This window comes from Microbispora sp. CL1-1, assembly GCF_012034195.1.
In the GTDB taxonomy this organism is placed as follows: domain Bacteria; phylum Actinomycetota; class Actinomycetes; order Streptosporangiales; family Streptosporangiaceae; genus Microbispora.
The window spans coordinates 214,778-233,185 of the sequence record NZ_JAATEK010000001.1; the positions used below are offsets into that span (position 1 = coordinate 214,778).

Consider the following 18,408-nt stretch of genomic DNA (forward strand, 5'->3'; position numbering starts at 1 on the left):
GATCGCGGGACCGATGAGCCCGGGTGGTGAGAGCACCCGGGGCCTCACAACCCGGGCCTGTTCGAGTGCGCGTCAATTACCCAACTCGTTATGGGGGCCCCGTTGGCCAGGGCCCCTGTCGGCAATCTATGGTCGAGCTGTGGATCACGTCGTGGTGGTGGGTGCCGGCCTGGCCGGCGTGCGAAGCATCGAGGCGTTGAGGTTCCGTGGGTTCACCGGACGCATCACGCTCATCGGCGAGGAAAACCATCGCCCCTATGACCGGCCGCCGCTGTCGAAGGCGGTGCTGCTCGGAGAGACCGACTCCACCGTGGTCGACTCCGATCTCGACGCCCTCGACGTACGGCTGTGCCTCGGCACGGCGGCCAAGGGCCTGCGCGAGGGCGTGCTGGAGACGACCGAGGGAGAGCTGGAGTACGACGGCCTGGTGATCGCCACCGGCGCCGCCCCGATCCGCCTGCGCGGCGAGGGCCGCCAGCACGTGCTGCGCACGATCGAGGACGCGCTCGCGCTGCGCGAGCGGCTGGTCCCCGGCGCCCGCGTGGCCGTCGTCGGGGCCGGCTGGATCGGCGCCGAGGTCGCCACCGCGGCGGCCAGGGCCGGGTGCGCCGTGACCGTCGTGGAGGCGGGGGAGAGCCCGCTCGCCGTGGCCCTCGGGCCCGAGGTGGGCAGCCACACCACCGGCTGGTACGCGCGGGCGGGCGTCGAGCTGCGCCTCGGGGCGCTGGTCGGCAGCGTGGACCCCGACGGCCTCACGCTCATGTCCGGCGCCCGGGTGCCGGCCGACGTGGTCGTCACCGGCGTCGGTGTGCGCCCGGCCGTCGACTGGCTGAAGGGGTCGGCGGTCCGGGTCGACGACGGGGTGGTGGTCGACGAGCACCTGCGCACGTCGCTGCCCAACGTGGTCGCGGTGGGCGACTGCGCGAGCTGGTGGTCGCGCAGGTTCCGCACCCGGCTGCGCGTCGAGCACTGGGACACCGCGCTCCAGGCCCCCGACGTGGCCGCCGCCACCCTGCTGGGCGAGGAGGCGGTCTACGACCCGGTGCCGTACTTCTGGTCGGAGCAGTTCGGCCACATGGTGCAGTTCGCCGGTCACCGGGAGGCCGGTGACCGCATGGTGCTGCGCGGCGACCCGCGCAGGGACCCGAAGTGGGCGGTGTGCTGGCTGAAGGCCGACGACCGGCTCGCCGCGGTGCTCACCGTCGACCGCCCCCGCGACGTGGTGCAGGGCCGGAAGATCATCGAGAGCGGCCGGCGGCTCGACCCCCTGCGGGTGGGGGATTCGGCCCGGCCGCTACGCGACTGCATTATGGCTTAATCGAGGTGTTTCGTGGCGGCCCGCCTGTGGTAATGGTGGTTCCGTGACGCTTACTGTTGCGCAGATCGACCGGGAGACCGACCAGCTCGTAGGGGAGTGGCTCCCCCTCTCGGAGGCCGCCAAGAAGCTGGGGCTCAGCGTCGGCCGCGCCAAGCAACTCCTCAAGGACAAGAAGCTCGTCGGCGTCCGCCGGGGCGGCGGCGAGCCGCAGATCCCGGCGGTGTTCATCGCGGACGGTGAGGTGCTCAAGGGCCTGCCCGGCACGCTCACCGTCCTGTCCGACGCCGGGTACGACGAGGTGGAGTCGATCCGGTGGCTGTTCACCCCGGACGACTCGCTGCCCGGGGCCCCGATCGACGCGATCGTGAAGGGCCGGCACACGGAGGTCAAGCGCAGGGCCCAGGCCCTCGGCTTCTGACCCCGCCGCCGCATGGCATTGTGGTCGGGTGGACGACATCCGGCGACAGCGGCTCGCGCAGGCCAGGCTCTACCTCTGCACTGACGGCAGAAGGGACCGCGGCGATCTGGAGAAGTTCCTCGACGCGGTCCTGTCCGGCGGGGTGGACATCGTGCAGCTCAGGGAGAAGGGCCTGGAGGCGCGCGAGGAGCTGGAGCTGCTCGAGGTCTTCCGCGCGGCCTGCGACAGGCATGGTGCCCTGCTGGCGGTGAACGACCGGGCGGATGTGGCCTACGCCGCGCGGCCCGACATCCTGCACCTCGGCCAGGACGACCTCCCGGTCCCGGTGGCGCGGGAGATCCTCGGTCCTGACGTGCTCATCGGCAGGTCGACGCACTCGGCGGCCGAGGCGTCGGCCGCCGCCGTGGAGCCGGGCGTGGACTACTTCTGCTGCGGGCCGATCTGGCCCACGCCCACCAAGCCCGGCCGTCCGGCGCCCGGCCCCGCGCTGCTTCAGCATGCCGCGAGCCTGGGCGCCGACCGCCCGTGGTTCGGCATCGGCGGCATCGACCTGGGCAACCTCGACGAGGTGATGGCGCACGGCGTGCGCCGCGCCGTGGTCGTCCGTGCCATCACCGAGGCCGACGATCCGGGCGCCGCCGCCGCCGCGCTCAAGGCACGGCTGTCCGCCGTCCCGCTCTGAGCGGAACGCGCACATTCAGGCACGGTGGGGCGCCCGCCCGTCACCCGCGGCGGAACGTCCGCGTCAGGCGGGGCGGGACGCCCGCCGCCAGGTGAGGAATGTCCGTCGTCCGGTCAGGTGCGGCGGGCCGTGGCCGCCACGGCCAGGGCGGCCAGTGCGGCGCGGGCGTCGTCCTCGATCGGCGCCTGGTCGAGGGCGTGCAGCGCGTCGTCGAGGTAGCGCTTGATCATGTCCTCGCACGCCGTCAGCGCGCCGGTCTCCTCGATCACCGTACGCAACCGCCCGATCCCTTCGGCGTCCAGCTCCGGGTCGCCGAGCAGGGACCGTACGACCTCCGTCTGAGCGGGGGTGGCCGAGGCGAGCGCACGCGCGATCAGGACGGTCCGCTTGCCCTCGCGAAGGTCGTCACCGGCGGGCTTGCCGGTCTCCGCCGGGTCGCCGAACACGCCGAGGATGTCGTCGCGGAGCTGGAAGGCGATGCCCACCTGCTGGCCGTACTGCACGCAGAGCCGGTCGATCCAGGCGTGGCGGGCCCGGGCGGCGAGGACGAGCCCGAGCCGGAGCGGCTGCTCGACCGAGTATTTGCCGCTCTTGTAGAGCGCCACCCGCAGCGCGCTGTCGAACGTGCTCTCCCCCTGCGCCTGTTCGAGCAGGTCGAGATACTGCCCGCACATGAGCTCGGTGAGCATGTAGTCGTGCATCGGCTGGGCGGCGGCGATCGCCTCGGGGGCGAGGCCGCTGGTGCGCCACATCTCCCCGGACCACACCAGCAGCAGGTTGCCCAGCAGCACGGCCGTGCCCTCGCCGAACTGCGGCGCCGACCCGTGCCAGCCCGCCTCGGTGTGCATGCGTTCGAACCGGCGGTGCGCCGACGGCATGCCCCGGCGCACGTCGCTGGCGTCCATGACGTCGTCGTGGATGAGCGCGCTGGCCTGGAGGAGCTCCAGCGAGGCGGCGGCGAAGCGCAGCCCCGGGTCGTCGCCTCCTCCGGCGGCGCGCCAGCCCCAGTAGCAGAAGGCGGGCCGCAGCCTCTTGCCACCAGCAAGGAAGTCTTCCGCGGCGGACAGCAGGACGGCCAGATGGGGGTCACCGAAGTGTGGTCGCTGCCGGTCGAGGAACTCCCGGAGTGCGAGGTCCACCTCCGTACGGATGGAATCGAGCGAGGCGGCGGAAGCGGTCATGTTCTGAGACTAACCGGGGTTGATCCAGACACCTATCAGCAGATCCCCTCCAATCGTGTCAACTCGCTCTGATAGGGCAAATGTCCACATTGCAAGACTGTGACGGCCGCCAAAACCACCGTCGCTGTACCCTTGCCGGTATGGCTCTCGGTCTGCCCTCGCGGCTTCCTGATCGCGTCCCGACGGTCCGCGAACTGCTGGCCGCGGGTGAGCGCTCGTTCTCGTTCGAGTTCATGCCGCCGAAGACCGACGAGGGGGAGCGGCAGCTGTGGCGGGCGATCCGTGAGCTGGAGGCGCTGCGCCCGACGTTCGTCTCCGTGACCTACGGCGCCGGCGGCTCGACCCGGGACCGCACGGTGGACATCGTCGAGCGGCTGGCGCACGAGACCACGCTGACGCCCGTCGCCCACTTCACCGCGGTCGACCACTCGATCCGCGAGCTGCGCCACCTCGTCGGCAGGTTCGCCGACGCGGGCGTGCGCAACATCCTCGCCGTCCGCGGCGACCCGCGCGGCGGCAACCCCCTGGACGAGTGGGTCAAGCACCCCGAGGGCGTGCTGTACGCCGAGGAGCTGGTGCGGCTGATCCGCCAGGCGGGCGACTTCTGCGTGGGCGTGGCGGCCTTCCCGTACAAGCACCCCAGGTCGGCGACCATCGAGTCGGACACGAAGTATTTCGTGCAGAAGTGCCGGGCCGGCGCGGACTACGCGATCACCCAGATGTTCTTCAGGGCCGAGGACTACCTGCGGCTGCGCGACCGTGTGGCGGCCCACGGGTGCGACACCCCGATCATCCCGGGGATCATGCCCGTCACGCAGATGAGCACGATCGCCCGGTCGGAGCAGCTGTCCGGTGCGCCGTTCCCGCCGGAGGTGGCCGAGCGGTTCGCGGCCGTCGCCGACGACCCGGCCGCGGTCCGCCGCCTCGGCATCGAGCACGCCATCGAGATGTGCCAGAAGCTTCTCGACGAGGGCGCGCCCGGCATCCACTTCATCACCTTCAACCGGTCGAGCGCGACCCGCGAGGTGTTCCAGGCGCTGCACAGCGTGCCCGCCGCCGCTGTGGCCGGCTGAGAGCCGGCCGGTCCCGTCAGCTTTCCTCTGCCCCGGCGGCCTCGCGCTCGGCCAGCGGCAGCCGCACCCCGGCGATGACGTACTCCTCGTAGCCGCCGGGGAAGACGAACCGGGTCATCAGGTCGGTGAACCCGACGTCCCGGTAGAGGTGCCGGGCCACCGTGGGGGCGTCGTGCGTCGACAGCACGGCCGTACGCTCCGGGCGGCCCTCGCACAGCGCGTGGATCATCCGCCGGCCGACGCCCCGGCCCTGATGTTCGGGGCGCACGTGGATCTCGGCGATCTCCAGGGCGTCGCCGAACCAGTCGTCCGCCACCAGCGGCCCGGCCCGGTCCTGCAGCGCCCCCCGCACGACGTCGTGCCACCACTGCCCCTGGCCGCCGTGGAAGCCGTACGCGAAGCCGGCGATGACGGAGGTCCGCGCCTCCTCCGCGAGCACGCAGTCGAAGTCGGGATAGGTGGCGTGGTTGCGCATGATCGCCATACGGCCCGCGAGCTGGTCCGACGGCGGGCGCATGGCGACCGTGTAGATCTCCAGCACGGTGTCCAGCACGGCCCTGAACTCGTCGGGCCCCACCCGTCGCAGTCGGATCACTCGTCGCACACTAGCAAAGCGACGCCGGGCCGGTTCGGCAGGCGTCACTCCACATCCGCCGACGTGCCTCCAGTGATGCGCAGCAGCTCGTCATAGGAGGTCGGGAAGACGGTGTGGGGGTGCCCGGCGGCGGCCCAGACCACGTCGTGCTTGCTCAGCCAGGTGTCCACCAGCGTCCGTACGGGCGCGGGGTGGCCGACCGGGGCGACGCCGCCGATGGGCTGCCCGGTGTGCTCGCGGACGAACTCCGGCGTGGCCCGCCGCACCTTCGCCGCGCCCACGAGGCGCGCGATCAGATCGGTGTTCACGCGATGGGCGCCGCTGGTCAGCACCAGCAGCGGCGCGCCGTCCGCGTCGAAGATCAGGCTGTTGGCGATCGCGCCGACCTCGCAGCCGAGCTGGGCCGCCGCCGTGGCGGCCGTCGGCGCGGCCTCGTCGAGCACGACGACCTCGCCCGTCACCGCGTGGGCCCGCAGGGCCTCCTGAACCCGGGCGACGTTCGGATGCAACTTTTCTGCCACCCGGTCACTCTAAACGGATTGCCAGGACATACGCGGCCGATTATGGCCACTTACGATCACGCGGCTCACAATCGGACCGTAAGGTGAGTCCTTTGATCGAGAAACCGGCTTATGAGGGGGTTGGTCATGATGAGGGGTCGACGGAGACTACTCGTCGCGGCCGGGGTCGTGACGTTCGCGACGGCCTTCGCGGCGACCGGCGCCGCGGGCACGGCCCAGGCGAGCACCGCCGCACCGGCGGAGGCCGTGCTCGGGGCGCTTCCCGCGCTCTCGCCGTCCTCGGCGCTCCCGGCGCGGGCCGCCGTCCCCGCACGCGCCACCGGTTACGCGCCGTTCACCGCCCCGGGCAAGACGCTCAAGCTCGGCGCCAAGGGCTCCGCCGTCAAGGCGCTGCAGGCCCGGCTCAAGGAGCTCGGGTATGTGCCCGGCAGCATTGACGGACGGTACGGCGGGGCCACGCAGATGGCGGTCTGGGCGTTCCAGAAGGTGCAGGGGATCACGCCGACCAGCACGATCGCCGCCCGCACCTGGCGGGCGCTGGAGAACCCCCGGGCGCCCAAGGTCCTGGTGCCCAGGGGCAAGGCGAACCGTGTCGAGGTGAACCTGACCAAGCAGGTGATGGTTCTCTATCGGGGTGGCGTGCCGGTGCTGATCAGCCACATCTCCAGCGGCAGCGGCATCCCCTACACCGAGTGGGCCACCTGGAACGGCAAGCGGCAGCGGTTCTCCGGCAGCGCCCGCACGCCGACCGGCGACTACAGGACCACCTGGCGGGTCAAGGGCTGGCACCGGTCCTACCTGGGGCAGCTCTACAACCCCATCTTCTTCAACGGCGGCATCGCGCTCCACGGCGCGCTGTCGGTGCCGCTCTACCCGGCGTCGCACGGCTGCGTGCGGCTGCCCATGAGCGTGGCCGAGATCCTGCCGGGCATGCTCGGCACGGGCGTCCCGGTGCACGTCAGGGGCGCCTTCAGGCGCTGACTCCCTTCAGGAGGGGCCCCGCGCGAGATCGTCGCGCGGGGCCCCTCTGTCGTCCGCCCCGCTCGTTTCGAACGCGATCCTCGAACACGTTTTCGTTGACAGTCTTGACAGGGAACATGATCGAATCTATGTTCGATGGAGTGGGCGTGGGACTCGCGGCTCGCGCCCACCCCGTTGGTTCCGTGCCTTCGTCGTCGGCGGAGACGGATGCGGCACGGCCCGCGGCGTGGGCCGGACGGGGAGAGGGGAAGCTCCTCGTCCGGCCGCCCACGGGAGCCTGGGAAAGCGCCGGGCGATCTCGAGCGGTTCGCGGGATCTCCGGCCGGCGAAATTGTCGGTGCGATCTGCGACTGTGAGGTCACCGGCGACCTTCGCCGGAGTGCCACGACTCAAGGAGGCGGGCATGACTGAGCAGAACGACGATCAGAAGAGCGGGCCCCGGCTCTCGCAGGCGGTTCTGGCACACCTCGCGGACGCCAGGGCATGCCTCGCTGACGCCACCGTCGGGCCCACACCCGCGGACCGCTACGTCTCGGCCCATCTGGCGGCTCTCCGCGCCGCCGCCGGGATCCTCGCGGCTCGTCCACGTCCGATGGACGGCCGCAGGCGGCGGCTGCGCAGCGCCTGGGAGCTGCTCCCGGAGGCCGAGCCCAAGCTCGCGGACTGGGCGGCCTACTTCGCGGTGAGCGCGACCAAGCGCGCGGCGGCCGAGGCCGGCATGGTCCGCGCCGTCACGCAGAACGACGCGGAGGAAATCATAGCGGAGGCGGACAGGTTCGTCGGCGAGGTCGAGTCGATCCTCGGCCTGCCCGGCCGTCCCACCCTCCCCATGGCCGGCTGACCCCGCACCCCGCCCATGCCCGCCCGACGCCGAACCCACGGCCGGCTGGCACCGAGCCCTGCCCAGGCGGGCTATGGAGCGGCCATGCGTTGGGGCTCTCGCTCGGGATCGCGTCAGGCCTCACCAGCGTGTCCCACGGGGCCTATTCGTCGGGGTCGGCGATCTCGATGATGCGCAGCGGGTTGTCCAGGGCCCGGGACGGTCGCTGCCATTTGCCGCCGCGCAGGGTGAGGATCGGGCAGACCGAGACGTCCGCGATTGCGGCGGCGTGAGCGTCATGGATGTCGAGGCCGGTGACGGCCATCGTGTCGACGAGCTTGGCGGATTGTGCGATGCCGTCCAGCGGGGCGACGACGGCATGCTCGAACGCGGCCAGGCCGGCGAGCAGGGCCTGGGCGTCCGGCGTGCCGCGGCCGTCGAGGAGTGCCCCGGCGGCCGCCAGTGCGGGGACGACGAGAGTCTGACCGGCCCGGTCGAAGTCCTGCAGGAGGCCGATGACGTCGGCGTCCCCGCGGGCGACGTCGGTCAGCACGCTGGTGTCGAGGATGTACGGCGTGGGGGTGAAGTCACTCACCGGACGCTGCTGGGAAACCATGCTCGGCGAGCTGGCGGTTCACGTGCCGCATCATGCGGGCCACCCGTTCGGGGTCGGCCTGGCGGGCGCGTTCGCGCAGCAGGGCGAGCGCGCGCTGGTCGGTGATGCGCTTTTCCGCGATGGCGTCGTTGAAGACGGCGGCCACGCTGGTGGCCTTGCCGGTCGCCACGAGGTGCTCGGCGTATTCAAGGACGCCGGGGTCCACGGTGATCGTGATTCGCGCCTTCCTGTCTCCGCTCATACCCGGGATCATACCGACGCTGCTCGCGCGGTGCGGGGATTCAGGCCGGTGGGATCGCGGCTGTGGTCAGACGGGGTCGCGCTCCAGAGGGCAGCTCATGCACCGCGGCCCGCCGCGCCCGCGGCCGAGCTCGCTGCCCCGGATGGTGATGACCTCGATGCCGTGCCTGCGCAGGTGGTTGTTGGTCGTGGTGTTGCGCTCATAGGCCACGACCACGCCGGGCTCCAGCGCCAGCACGTTGCAGCCGTCGTCCCACTGCTCGCGTTCGGCCGCGTGCACGTCCTGCGTCGGCGTGAGGACCTTGATGTCGTCGAGGCCGATGGCCCGGGCGATCGCCTTGTGCATGTCCTCCGGCGGATGGTCGGTGATCTTCAGCTCCTTGTCGGTGTCGCCCGGCTCCACCGTGTAGGACGGGAGCATGCCGAGCCCGGCGTATTTGGTGAACACGCCCACGTCGACGTTGGTCATGACAGTGTCGAGGTGCATGAACGCGCGGGTCTTGGGCAGGACGAGCGCCACGATGCGGGTCGCCGACCCCGCTCGGAACAGGTTGGTCGCCAGCATCTCCACGGCCTGCGGCTGGGTGCGCTCGCTCACCCCGACGAGCACGACGCCGTCGCCGAGCACCAGGACGTCGCCGCCCTCGATCGTGGCCGGGGCCATGCGCACGCCCTCGTACCAGACGTTGAAACCGCCGCCGTCCGGGTTGCCGTAGCCCGGGGCGAACAGCGGGTGCCACCGGTAGACCGCCTCGTAGTTGACGGTCTCCCGCCTGCGGGCCTTCTTGCGCATCGGATTGATCGACACCCCGTCGTATATCCAGCAGGAGGTGTCGCGGGCGAACAGGTGGTTGGGCAGCGGCGGGAGGACGAAGTCGTCCAGGCCGAGGGTGTGGAAGACGATGGAGGCCGGGTCGCAGCCCAGTTCGAGGATCTCGCGTTTGGTGATCCCGCCCGTCAGCAGCGGCGCGAGCGCGTCCGCGTCGAGGGCGTCGAGCGTGTTGCGGATCGCGTCGGCGGTCAGGGGGCCGAACCAGTGCTCGTCGACGCTGCCGTCGAGGATGTGCTTGCGCGCGTCGGGGATCTCGATCACCTCCCGGAGGAGGTCGCCGAGGTGATGCACCTCGACGCCGCGCCCGGCGAGCACCTCGCACCACTCCCGGTGCTCCTCCAGAGCGCGCTGCACCCACAGCACGTCGTCGAACAGCAGGGCGTCCTTGTTGCCCGGGGTGAGCCGCTTTAGCGCGAGTTCGGGTATGTCGACCAGAACCCGGCGGAGCCTGCCCACCTCGGAGCCCACGAAAAACGTCATGTCCTGCCTATCCCCGCGTGGCGGGAATCAGCCGTACGGGCGGCTCCCCGTCGCGGAGACGCCGCCCGTGACGAAGGGGCCCGCCGGCGCCGATGCCGCGAAGGCGCCGCCCGGACCGCTCCAGGCACGGCGCGTGCCGGAAACGACCGGCATCGCCGCGGGGAGCCGGGTGCGGACCCGTGGGAGGTCAGAAGGACTCGACGGCGCGGCGGGCCTCCGCGTCGAGCACGCCCCAGTGGATGAACTCCTCGGTCAGCTCGACCGGCGACTTGTCGTAGATGACCGCCAGCGAACGCAGGTCCTCCTGCCGGATGGACAGCACCTTGCCGTTGTAGTCACCCCGCTGGCTCTGGATGGTCGCGGCGTAACGGGCAAGCGGACCGGCCTTGTCCTTCGGCAGCTGCGAAAGGCGCTCAAGGTCGATGACCAACTTGGGAGCGGGCGCAAGCGGGCTGGGGGCGGCTCCGCCCGGAAGAAGCTCCGACACCGGCACTCCGTAGAAATCCGCGAGCTCGGCGAGCTTCTGCACGGTCACCGCGCGGTCGCCCCGCTCGTAGGAGCCCACGACGACGGCCTTCCACCGTCCGCGGGACTTCTCTTCCACACCATGCAGGGACAGCCCCTGCTGGGTCCGGATGGCGCGCAGGCGCGCGCCCAGCGACTTGGCGTAGTCAGACGGCATCGTGTGGCCCCCGGCTTTCTATGTCTCTTCTCACTTGATTGTGCGTCCTTGTCCTAAGCGTTCCGTACACCGGGGCTGGTGCCCGAGACCGGCACCTTCGGTGACCGCTGCGTCGGGTTTTACCCAGGAAGGTCGCGTGTTGTGGTTACGGACAGTGACGGTAAAGCCGACACTCCCAAAGGTCAAGCTGATTGGAAAAAAGAGCGTGAAACAGTGCTCTCACCGAAATCACCGACACCCGGTGTGATGCGGCTTCCGATCCCCGGCCCGTCTCTCGCCCGTCTTCCGGACGTCCCCGGCGCGTCCCCGTGAACGGCGCCGGAGGGTCCCCGAAGGCCCCGGCACGTCCTCGTCACGCCGAGGGCGAACACCCCCTGCGGTGGCATCACCCCTGGCGGGAGGGGGGTTCGCAGACGGCCCTGATACTCTAAGCAGAACCGACACCCTTTTAAGACCCGTCCCGTGAGGCGGGAAAGGTGGTGACTTTTTGATGTCTGATGCCCGAAATCAGGCCCGCGCCGTACTGGAAGGGCCCGACATCCACCGGGCGCTCACCCGGATCGCACACGAGATCCTCGAACGCACCAGGGGCGCGGAGAACGTCGTCCTGATCGGTATCCCCACCCGCGGCGCCACTCTCGCGCACCGCATCGCCGGGCGCATCGCCCAGTTCGAGGGGATCAAGGTCCCCGTCGGCGCCATCGACGTCACGATGTACCGCGACGATCTGCGCCTGCGGCCCGCGCGCCCGCTCGGCCGCACCGAACTTCCCCAGAACGGCGTGGACGGCAGGACCGTCGTCCTCGTGGACGACGTCCTCTACTCCGGCCGCACCGTCCGCGCCGCGCTCGACGCGCTGAACGACGTGGGCAGGCCCAGGGCCGTCCAGCTCGCCACGCTCGTCGACCGCGGCCACCGCGAGCTGCCGATCCGCGCCGACTACGTCGGCAAGAACCTGCCGACCTCCAAGAGCGAGAAGGTCAAGGTCTTCCTTGAGGAGACCGACGGGCGCGACGCGGTCGTGCTCATCAAGGAGGACGACCGATGAAGCATCACCTGATCTCGACCGGCGACCTCACCCGCGACGACGCGCTCCTCATCCTCGACACGGCCGAGGAGCTGGCGCAGGTCTCGCAGCGGTCCATCAAGAAGCTGCCCACGCTGCGCGGCCGCACGGTGGTGAACCTCTTCTTCGAGGACTCCACCCGGACCCGCATCTCCTTCGAGGCCGCGGCCAAGCGCCTGTCGGCCGATGTGATCAACTTCTCGGCCAAGGGGTCGAGCGTGTCCAAGGGCGAGTCGCTGAAGGACACCGCGCTCACCCTGGAGGCCATGGGCGCCGACGCCGTGGTGATCCGGCACAGCGCCTCGGGCGCGCCGCACCGCCTGGCCACCTGGGTGCGCGGCAGCGTGGTCAACGCCGGGGACGGCACCCACGAGCATCCCACCCAGGCGCTGCTCGACGCCTTCAGCATCCGCCGCAGGCTGGGCCGCCTGGAGGGCCTGAAGATCGCCATCGTGGGCGACGTGCTGCACAGCCGGGTCGCCCGGTCCAACGTGCTGCTGCTGCACACGCTCGGCGCGGAGGTGACGCTCGTCGCCCCGCCGACCCTGCTTCCGGTTGCGGTCGAGACCTGGCCCTGTCAGGTCTCGTACGACCTCGACGCCGTGCTGCCCAAGTCGGACGTCGTGATGATGCTGCGGGTCCAGCTCGAACGGATGAACGCGGCCTACTTCCCCTCGGCGCGGGAGTACAGCCGACGCTACGGCCTCGACCGCGAGCGCTTCGCCCGCCTGCACGACGACGCCGTCGTCATGCACCCCGGCCCGATGAACCGCGGCATGGAGATCTCCGCGGAGGTCGCCGACTCGCCGCGCTCGACGATCGTCGAGCAGGTCACCAACGGCGTGACGGTCCGGATGGCCGTCCTCTACCTGCTGCTCGGCGGTTCCGAGCCCGCGATCGGAGGCGCCGAATGAGCACGTACGACCTTCACGGGGGAACTGTGAACACCATCCTCATCAAGGGCGCGCGGATCCTGGGCGGCGCCCCGGGCGACATCCTGCTGCGCGACGGCGTCGTGGCGGAGACCGGCGACCTCGCGGGCGCCAAGGCCGACCAGACGATCGACGCCGACGGGCTGGTCGCCCTGCCCGGCCTGGTCGACCTGCACACCCACCTGCGCGAGCCCGGCCGGGAGGACGCCGAGACCGTCGAGACCGGCACCCAGGCCGCGGCGCGGGGCGGATACACCGCCGTCCACGCGATGGCCAACACCTCCCCGGTGGCCGACACCGCGGGCGTGGTGGAGCAGGTCTGGCGGCTCGGCCAGGAGTTCGGCCACTGCGACGTGCAGCCCGTGGGCGCGGTGACCTCCGGCCTGGAGGGCCGCCAGCTCGCCGAGCTCGGCGCGATGGCCGACTCCGCGGCCCGCGTGCGGGTCTTCTCCGACGACGGCAAGTGCGTGTCCGACGCCGTGCTGATGCGCCGGGCGCTGGAGTATGTCAAGGCGTTCGACGGCGTCGTCGCCCAGCACGCCCAGGAGCCCAGGCTGACCGAGGGCGCCCAGCTCAACGAGGGCGAGGTGTCGGCCAGGCTCGGCCTGACCGGCTGGCCGGCGGTCGCCGAGGAGGCGATCATCGCGCGCGACTGCCTGCTCGCCGCGCACGTCGGCTCCCGGCTGCACGTCTGCCACGTCTCCACCGCGGGCTCCGTCGAGATCATCCGCTGGGCCAAGTCGAAGGGCTGGGACGTGACCGCCGAGGTCACCCCCCATCACCTGCTGCTGACCGACTCCTGCGCGGAGAGCTCGCCGCTCGGGCCGTACAACCCGATCTACAAGGTGAACCCGCCGCTGCGCACCGCCGACGACGTACGGGTGCTGCGCGAGGCGCTGGCCGACGGCACGATCGACTGCGTGGCCACCGACCACGCGCCCCACCCGGTCGAGGACAAGGAGACCGAGTGGGCCGCGGCGGCCATGGGCATGATCGGCCTGGAGACGGCCCTGTCCGTGGTCCAGGAGGCCATGGTCGAGACCGGCCTGCTCGACTGGGCCGGCGTCGCCGACCGCATGTCCGCCCGGCCGGCCAGGATCGGCAGGCTCGCCGGCCACGGCCGCCCGATCGAGGCCGGAGCCCCCGGCAACGTCACCCTGTACGACCCGTCGGTCCGGCAGCCCGTGGACCCGTCCGCGATGGCGTCGAAGAGCCGCAACACCCCCTACGAGGGGCTGACCCTGCCCGGCCGCGTCGTCGCGACGTTCCTGCGCGGCCGCCCCACCGTTCTCGAAGGGAAGCTCGTATGACAGCCCTGCTCGTGCTCGAGGACGGACGCGTCTTCGAAGGAACCCCGTACGGCGCGGTGGGCGAGACGTTCGGCGAGATGGTCTTCAACACCGGCATGACCGGCTACCAGGAGACGCTCACCGACCCCTCCTACCACCGCCAGATCGTGGCGATGACCGCCCCGCACATCGGCAACACCGGCGTCAACGACGAGGACCCCGAGTCCGGCAGGGTCTGGGTAGCGGGCTACGTGGTGCGCGAGCCGTCCCGGATCCCGTCGAACTGGCGCTCCCGCAGGACGCTCGACGACTACCTGCGCGACCAGGGCGTGGTCGGCATCGCAATGCCCGGCACCCGCGCCCTCACCCGCCACCTGCGCGAGCGCGGCGCGATGCGCGCGGGCGTCTTCAGCGAGGGCGGCGACATCGACGAGCTGGTCGAGCGGGTGCGGCGCTCGCCCGGCATGGAGGGCGCCGACCTGGCCCGCGAGGTCAGCACGGCCGAGCCGTACGTCGTGCCGGCGCGCGGCCGCAAGCGCTTCACCGTCGCCGCGGTCGACCTCGGCATCAAGGCGATGACGCCGGAGCGGATGTCCGAGCGGGGCTGCGAGGTGCACGTGCTGCCGGCGACCGTCACGGCGGCCGACATCCTCGCCCTAGCCCCGGACGGCGTCTTCTTCTCCAACGGCCCCGGCGACCCCGCCACGGCCGACTACGCGGTCGAGTCGCTGCGCGAGGTGCTGGACGCGGGCGTGCCGTTCTTCGGCATCTGCTTCGGCAACCAGATCCTCGGGCGGGCGCTCGGCCTCGGCACCTACAAGCTGCGGTACGGCCATCGCGGGGTGAACCAGCCGGTGCAGGACCGCAGGACGGGCAAGGTCGAGATCTCCGCGCACAACCACGGCTTCGCCGTGCGCGCGCCGCTCGACGGCCCCTTCGAGACCCCGTACGGCGCGGCCGAGGTGAGCCACGTCAACCTCAACGACGACTGCGTGGAGGGGCTGCGCCTGCTGGAGCGTCCCGCGTTCAGCGTGCAGTACCACCCCGAGGCGGCCGCGGGCCCGCACGACGCCGCGTACCTGTTCGACGAGTTCTGCGAGCTGATGGAGCGCGGGAGGGAGCGAGGGAGCGGCGCGCAGCGTGCCTCCCTGCCTGCGAGCGAGGCTCGGTCATTCGGCGCGCCCCCGGCACGACGGAGCGCGACCGAGGACACCGACGACAAGAAGGGGGCCGAGGGTGCCTAAGCGTACGGACATCAGGTCCGTCATGGTGATCGGCTCCGGCCCGATCGTCATCGGACAGGCGTGCGAGTTCGACTACTCCGGCACCCAGGCCTGCCGCGTCCTGCGCAGCGAAGGCTTCCGGGTCGTCCTCGTCAACAGCAACCCCGCCACGATCATGACGGACCCGGAGTTCGCCGACGCCACCTACGTCGAGCCGATCACGCCGGACATCGTCGAGAAGATCATCGCCAAGGAGCGGCCCGACGCGCTGCTGCCCACGCTGGGCGGCCAGACGGCGCTCAACACCGCCGTGGCGCTGCACGAGGCGGGCGTGCTCGACAAGTACGGCGTCGAGCTGATCGGCGCCGACATCGACGCCATCCAGGCGGGGGAGAACCGCGAGCGGTTCAAGGAGATCGTCGCCAAGGTCGCCGCCGAGCGCGGCCTCAACGCCGAGTCGGCGCGCAGCGCGATCTGCCACACGATGGACGAGTGCCTGGCCGCGGCCGGCGAGCTGGGCTACCCCGTCGTGGTCCGCCCGAGCTTCACCATGGGCGGCGCCGGCTCCGGGTTCGCCCACGACGAGGCCGAGCTGCGCCGCATCGCGGGCGCCGGCCTCGACGCGTCCCCCACCACCGAGGTGCTCCTGGAGGAGTCGATCCTCGGCTGGAAGGAGTACGAGCTCGAGGTCATGCGGGACCGCAACGACAACGTGGTCATCGTGTGCTCCATCGAGAACATCGACCCGATGGGCGTCCACACCGGCGACAGCGTGACGGTGGCGCCCGCGCTGACGCTGACCGACCGCGAATACCAGAACATGCGCGACGTCGCGATCGCGGTCATCCGCGAGGTCGGCGTGGACACCGGCGGCTGCAACATCCAGTTCGCGGTCGACCCGAAGACCGGCCGCATGATCGTCATCGAGATGAACCCGCGCGTGTCGCGGTCGTCGGCGCTGGCGTCCAAGGCCACCGGCTTCCCGATCGCCAAGATCGCCGCCAAGCTCGCCATCGGCTACACCCTCGACGAGATCGCCAACGACATCACCAAGGAGACCCCGGCGTCGTTCGAGCCGTCGCTCGACTACATCGTGGTCAAGGTGCCGAGGTTCGCGTTCGAGAAGTTCGCCGGGGCCGACCAGACGCTCACCACCCACATGAAGTCGGTCGGCGAGGCGATGGCGATCGGCCGCTCCTTCCCCGAGGCGCTGCAGAAGGCGCTGCGGTCGATGGAGAAGAAGGGGTCGTCGTTCACCTGGGCGGGCGAGCCCGGCGACCTGGACGAGCTCCTGGAGGCCTGCCGCAGGCCGCACGACGGACGGCTGCGCACCATGCAGCAGGCGATCAGGGCGGGCGCGACCCCCGAGCAGATCCACGAGGTCACGTCGGTGGACCCGTGGTTCGTCGACCAGCTCTTCGCGATCGACGAGGTCGCCCGGTCGATCACCGCGCTCGACCGGCCCACCCTGGAGCTGGCCAAGCGGCACGGCTTCAGCGACGCGCAGATCGCCGAGATCCTGGGCGTGCCGGAGCCCGAGGTGCGGGCCGCGCGCCACGAGCTCGGCGTCCGGCCCGTCTACAACACCGTGGACACCTGCGCCGCCGAGTTCGCCGCGCGCACGCCGTACCTCTACTCCACGTACGACGAGGAGACCGAGGTGCCGGCAGGGGACCGGCCCAAGGTGATCATCCTGGGCAGCGGGCCCAACCGCATCGGCCAGGGCATCGAGTTCGACTACGCCTGCGTGCACGCGTCGTTCGAGCTGTCCAGGGCCGGCTACGAGACCGTGATGGTCAACTGCAACCCCGAGACCGTCTCGACCGACTACGACACCTCCGACCGGCTCTACTTCGAGCCGCTCACGCTGGAGGACGTCCTGGAGGTCGTGCACGCCGAGCAGGAGACCGGGCCGGTGGCCGGCGTCATCGTGCAGCTCGGCGGCCAGACGCCGCTCGGGCTCGCCCAGGCGCTCAAGGACGCGGGGGTGCCCGTGGTCGGCACCTCGCCCGAGTCGATCCACCTCGCCGAGGAGCGCGGCGCGTTCGGGCGGGTCCTCGCCGAGGCCGGGCTGCCCGCGCCCAAGCACGGCACCGCGACGACCGTGGAAGAGGCTCAGGCCGTCGCCGAGGAGATCGGCTATCCGGTGCTCGTGCGGCCGTCGTACGTGCTCGGCGGCGCCGGCATGGCCATCGTGTACGACGAGGACACCCTCGGGGCGTACATGGCGAAGGCGGCCTCCGAGCACCCGGTGCTGATCGACCGGTTCCTCGACGACGCCATCGAGATCGACGTGGACGCGCTGTTCGACGGCGAGGAGCTCTACCTCGGCGGCGTCATGGAGCACATCGAGGAGGCCGGCATCCATTCCGGCGACTCGGCGTGCGCCCTGCCGCCGATCACGCTGGGCGGCTTCGACATCAAGCGGATCCGCGCGGCCACCGAGGCCATCGCCCGCGGGGTGGGCGTGCGCGGCCTGCTGAACGTCCAGTACGCCATGGCCTCCAACGTGCTGTACGTCCTGGAGGCCAACCCGAGGGCCAGCCGTACGGTGCCGTTCGTGTCCAAGGCGACGGCGGTGCCGCTGGCCAAGGCGGCGGCGCGGCTGATGCTGGGCGCGACGATCGCCGAGCTGCGCGCCGAGGGCATGCTGCCGGCCGGCTACGACGGCGGCACGCTGCCGCTGGACGCGCCGGTCGCGGTCAAGGAGGCGGTGCTGCCGTTCAACCGGTTCCGCGGCGTGGACACCGTGCTCGGGCCGGAGATGCGCTCGACCGGCGAGGTCATGGGCATCGACGAGTTCTTCGGCACGGCCTTCGCCAAGTCGCAGTCGGCGGCCTACGGCGCGCTGCCGACCAAGGGGCGGGCGTTCGTCTCGGTCGCCAACAAGGACAAGCGGGCAATGATCTTCCCCGTGAAGGCGCTCGCGGACCTCGGCTTCGAGATCCTTGCCACGGAGGGCACCGCCGAGGTGCTGCGCCGCAACGGCGTACGTGCCAAGATCGTGCGCAAGCACAGCGACGGGACGGGTCCCGACGGTGAGCCGACGATCGTGCGGCGCATCCTCGACGGGGAGGTGGACCTCATCGTGAACACCCCGTTCGGCAGCCCCGGTCAGGGCGGGCCGCGCCTCGACGGGTACGAGATCCGCACCGCCGCCGTCAGCCGCGGCATCGCCTGCATCACGACCGTCCAAGGCCTGGCGGCGGCCGTGCAGGGCATCCAGCACATCGTCAGGGGTGACATCGACGTGTGTTCCCTGCAGGAACACGCCAGGAGGCTGCGAGACTGAGCGCGGAGGGCGCGCTGGCAATCTGGACTGAGGAGCGAGGGGGGCGAGGTACGAGCGACCCGGAGCGACGAGGGCTGGGTACACTGCGCGCCTCCGGCACGACCAAGCCGGCTCAGGCGCCCGTTCGAACGGAGCGGGCGCCATGAGCAGGGCGCGCGCCATAGGCA

Annotated in this window: 18 protein-coding genes; 11 read left to right on the forward strand and 7 right to left on the reverse strand. The window is 71.2% G+C overall.

The genetic code is table 11. The annotated features are described in order from the left end of the window. Nucleotides 1-139 precede the first annotated feature (139 nt). From HCK04_RS00990 to thiE, 3 genes are read left to right on the forward strand one after another with little or no spacing between them, the layout of a single operon-like run. Nucleotides 140-1,318 carry an FAD-dependent oxidoreductase gene (locus HCK04_RS00990; RefSeq protein WP_168065541.1) on the forward strand — a complete coding sequence of 393 codons (1,179 nt, stop codon included), beginning with the start codon at nt 140-142 and terminating at the stop codon, nt 1,316-1,318. 43 nt (nt 1,319-1,361) lie between these two features. After that, a complete protein-coding gene (locus HCK04_RS00995; protein WP_142644950.1) occupies nt 1,362-1,736 on the forward strand; it encodes an Rv2175c family DNA-binding protein in 375 nt (124 codons plus the stop codon). Between the two features lie 37 nt (nt 1,737-1,773). Beyond that, on the forward strand, nt 1,774-2,418 hold the full coding sequence (gene thiE / locus HCK04_RS01000; RefSeq protein WP_142645215.1) for a thiamine phosphate synthase: 645 nt from the start codon (nt 1,774-1,776) through the stop codon (nt 2,416-2,418). Between the two features lie 113 nt (nt 2,419-2,531). Here thiE and HCK04_RS01005 read toward each other — a convergent pair whose 3' ends face one another. Beyond that, complete coding sequence (locus tag HCK04_RS01005; protein WP_142644951.1) at nt 2,532-3,599, reverse strand: polyprenyl synthetase family protein; 1,068 nt, start codon at nt 3,597-3,599, stop codon at nt 2,532-2,534. A gap of 140 nt (nt 3,600-3,739) precedes the next feature. Between HCK04_RS01005 and metF the strand changes: the two genes are divergently transcribed. After that, nucleotides 3,740-4,672 carry a methylenetetrahydrofolate reductase [NAD(P)H] gene (gene metF, locus HCK04_RS01010; protein WP_142644952.1) on the forward strand — a complete coding sequence of 311 codons (933 nt, stop codon included), beginning with the start codon at nt 3,740-3,742 and terminating at the stop codon, nt 4,670-4,672. A gap of 16 nt (nt 4,673-4,688) precedes the next feature. Here metF and HCK04_RS01015 read toward each other — a convergent pair whose 3' ends face one another. Both HCK04_RS01015 and HCK04_RS01020 read right to left on the reverse strand, forming a co-directional pair. Beyond that, on the reverse strand, nt 4,689-5,267 hold the full coding sequence (locus HCK04_RS01015) for a GNAT family N-acetyltransferase (protein WP_142644953.1): 579 nt from the start codon (nt 5,265-5,267) through the stop codon (nt 4,689-4,691). A gap of 44 nt (nt 5,268-5,311) precedes the next feature. After that, nucleotides 5,312-5,788, reverse strand: coding sequence for a YbaK/EbsC family protein (locus HCK04_RS01020; protein WP_142644954.1), 477 nt, complete (start codon nt 5,786-5,788; stop codon nt 5,312-5,314). Nucleotides 5,789-5,914: 126 nt separating this feature from the next. On the opposite strand from HCK04_RS01020, the gene HCK04_RS01025 reads away from it, so the two are divergent. Together HCK04_RS01025 and HCK04_RS01030 are read left to right on the forward strand one after the other, a co-directional pair. Next, nucleotides 5,915-6,769 carry a L,D-transpeptidase family protein gene (locus HCK04_RS01025; protein ID WP_240970789.1) on the forward strand — a complete coding sequence of 285 codons (855 nt, stop codon included), beginning with the start codon at nt 5,915-5,917 and terminating at the stop codon, nt 6,767-6,769. Nucleotides 6,770-7,172: 403 nt separating this feature from the next. Next, nucleotides 7,173-7,610 carry an SAV_6107 family HEPN domain-containing protein gene (locus tag HCK04_RS01030; RefSeq protein ID WP_076432068.1) on the forward strand — a complete coding sequence of 146 codons (438 nt, stop codon included), beginning with the start codon at nt 7,173-7,175 and terminating at the stop codon, nt 7,608-7,610. A 142-nt stretch (nt 7,611-7,752) separates the two neighbouring features. Here the strand turns inward: HCK04_RS01030 and HCK04_RS01035 are convergent, their stop codons facing one another. The 4 genes from HCK04_RS01035 to HCK04_RS01050 form a co-directional block, all read right to left on the reverse strand. Then, the gene (locus HCK04_RS01035) at nt 7,753-8,184 is read right to left on the reverse strand and encodes a type II toxin-antitoxin system VapC family toxin (RefSeq protein WP_142644955.1); all 432 of its coding nucleotides are present in this window, start codon (nt 8,182-8,184) and stop codon (nt 7,753-7,755) included. Then, a complete protein-coding gene (locus HCK04_RS01040) occupies nt 8,177-8,446 on the reverse strand; it encodes a hypothetical protein (RefSeq protein WP_142644956.1) in 270 nt (89 codons plus the stop codon). The genes HCK04_RS01035 and HCK04_RS01040 overlap by 8 nt, the downstream gene beginning before the upstream one ends. 66 nt (nt 8,447-8,512) lie before the next feature. Next, nucleotides 8,513-9,757 (reverse strand): arginine deiminase, encoded by a 1,245-nt coding sequence (locus HCK04_RS01045; protein ID WP_142644957.1) that lies wholly within the window; start codon nt 9,755-9,757, stop codon nt 8,513-8,515. A gap of 187 nt (nt 9,758-9,944) precedes the next feature. Continuing rightward, a complete protein-coding gene (locus tag HCK04_RS01050; RefSeq protein WP_030508976.1) occupies nt 9,945-10,439 on the reverse strand; it encodes a transcriptional regulator in 495 nt (164 codons plus the stop codon). Between the two features lie 490 nt (nt 10,440-10,929). Between HCK04_RS01050 and pyrR the strand changes: the two genes are divergently transcribed. The 5 genes from pyrR to carB are packed head-to-tail and all read left to right on the forward strand — an operon-like array spanning nt 10,930 to nt 18,241. Next, nucleotides 10,930-11,487, forward strand: coding sequence for a bifunctional pyr operon transcriptional regulator/uracil phosphoribosyltransferase PyrR (gene pyrR / locus HCK04_RS01055; protein WP_168065543.1), 558 nt, complete (start codon nt 10,930-10,932; stop codon nt 11,485-11,487). After that, entirely contained in the window at nt 11,484-12,419 is a 936-nt protein-coding gene (locus HCK04_RS01060; protein WP_142644959.1) for an aspartate carbamoyltransferase catalytic subunit, read from the forward strand. The genes pyrR and HCK04_RS01060 overlap by 4 nt, the downstream gene beginning before the upstream one ends. After that, complete coding sequence (locus HCK04_RS01065) at nt 12,416-13,747, forward strand: dihydroorotase (RefSeq protein WP_205829666.1); 1,332 nt, start codon at nt 12,416-12,418, stop codon at nt 13,745-13,747. Before HCK04_RS01060 ends, HCK04_RS01065 begins: the two co-directional genes overlap by 4 nt. Beyond that, on the forward strand, nt 13,744-14,970 hold the full coding sequence (carA, locus tag HCK04_RS01070; protein WP_142644961.1) for a glutamine-hydrolyzing carbamoyl-phosphate synthase small subunit: 1,227 nt from the start codon (nt 13,744-13,746) through the stop codon (nt 14,968-14,970). The genes HCK04_RS01065 and carA overlap by 4 nt, the downstream gene beginning before the upstream one ends. After that, on the forward strand, nt 14,963-18,241 hold the full coding sequence (gene carB / locus HCK04_RS01075) for a carbamoyl-phosphate synthase large subunit (RefSeq protein WP_142644962.1): 3,279 nt from the start codon (nt 14,963-14,965) through the stop codon (nt 18,239-18,241). Before carA ends, carB begins: the two co-directional genes overlap by 8 nt. Nucleotides 18,242-18,408: the final 167 nt, after the last annotated feature.

What these genes read in the sequence shown, in the direction of transcription:
- HCK04_RS01030 (WP_076432068.1), top strand. Translation starts at nt 7,173, where the DNA reads ATGACTGAGCAGAACGACGATCAGAAGAGCGGGCCCCGGCTCTCGCAG.
- HCK04_RS01005 (WP_142644951.1), bottom strand. Translation starts at nt 3,599, where the DNA reads ATGACCGCTTCCGCCGCCTCGCTCGATTCCATCCGTACGGAGGTGGAC.
- HCK04_RS01050 (WP_030508976.1), bottom strand. Translation starts at nt 10,439, where the DNA reads ATGCCGTCTGACTACGCCAAGTCGCTGGGCGCGCGCCTGCGCGCCATC.
- HCK04_RS01065 (WP_205829666.1), top strand. Translation starts at nt 12,416, where the DNA reads ATGAGCACGTACGACCTTCACGGGGGAACTGTGAACACCATCCTCATC.
- HCK04_RS01045 (WP_142644957.1), bottom strand. Translation starts at nt 9,757, where the DNA reads ATGACGTTTTTCGTGGGCTCCGAGGTGGGCAGGCTCCGCCGGGTTCTG.
- metF (WP_142644952.1), top strand. Translation starts at nt 3,740, where the DNA reads ATGGCTCTCGGTCTGCCCTCGCGGCTTCCTGATCGCGTCCCGACGGTC.
- HCK04_RS01025 (WP_240970789.1), top strand. Translation starts at nt 5,915, where the DNA reads ATGATGAGGGGTCGACGGAGACTACTCGTCGCGGCCGGGGTCGTGACG.
- carA (WP_142644961.1), top strand. Translation starts at nt 13,744, where the DNA reads ATGACAGCCCTGCTCGTGCTCGAGGACGGACGCGTCTTCGAAGGAACC.
- HCK04_RS01040 (WP_142644956.1), bottom strand. Translation starts at nt 8,446, where the DNA reads ATGAGCGGAGACAGGAAGGCGCGAATCACGATCACCGTGGACCCCGGC.
- HCK04_RS01060 (WP_142644959.1), top strand. Translation starts at nt 11,484, where the DNA reads ATGAAGCATCACCTGATCTCGACCGGCGACCTCACCCGCGACGACGCG.
- pyrR (WP_168065543.1), top strand. Translation starts at nt 10,930, where the DNA reads ATGTCTGATGCCCGAAATCAGGCCCGCGCCGTACTGGAAGGGCCCGAC.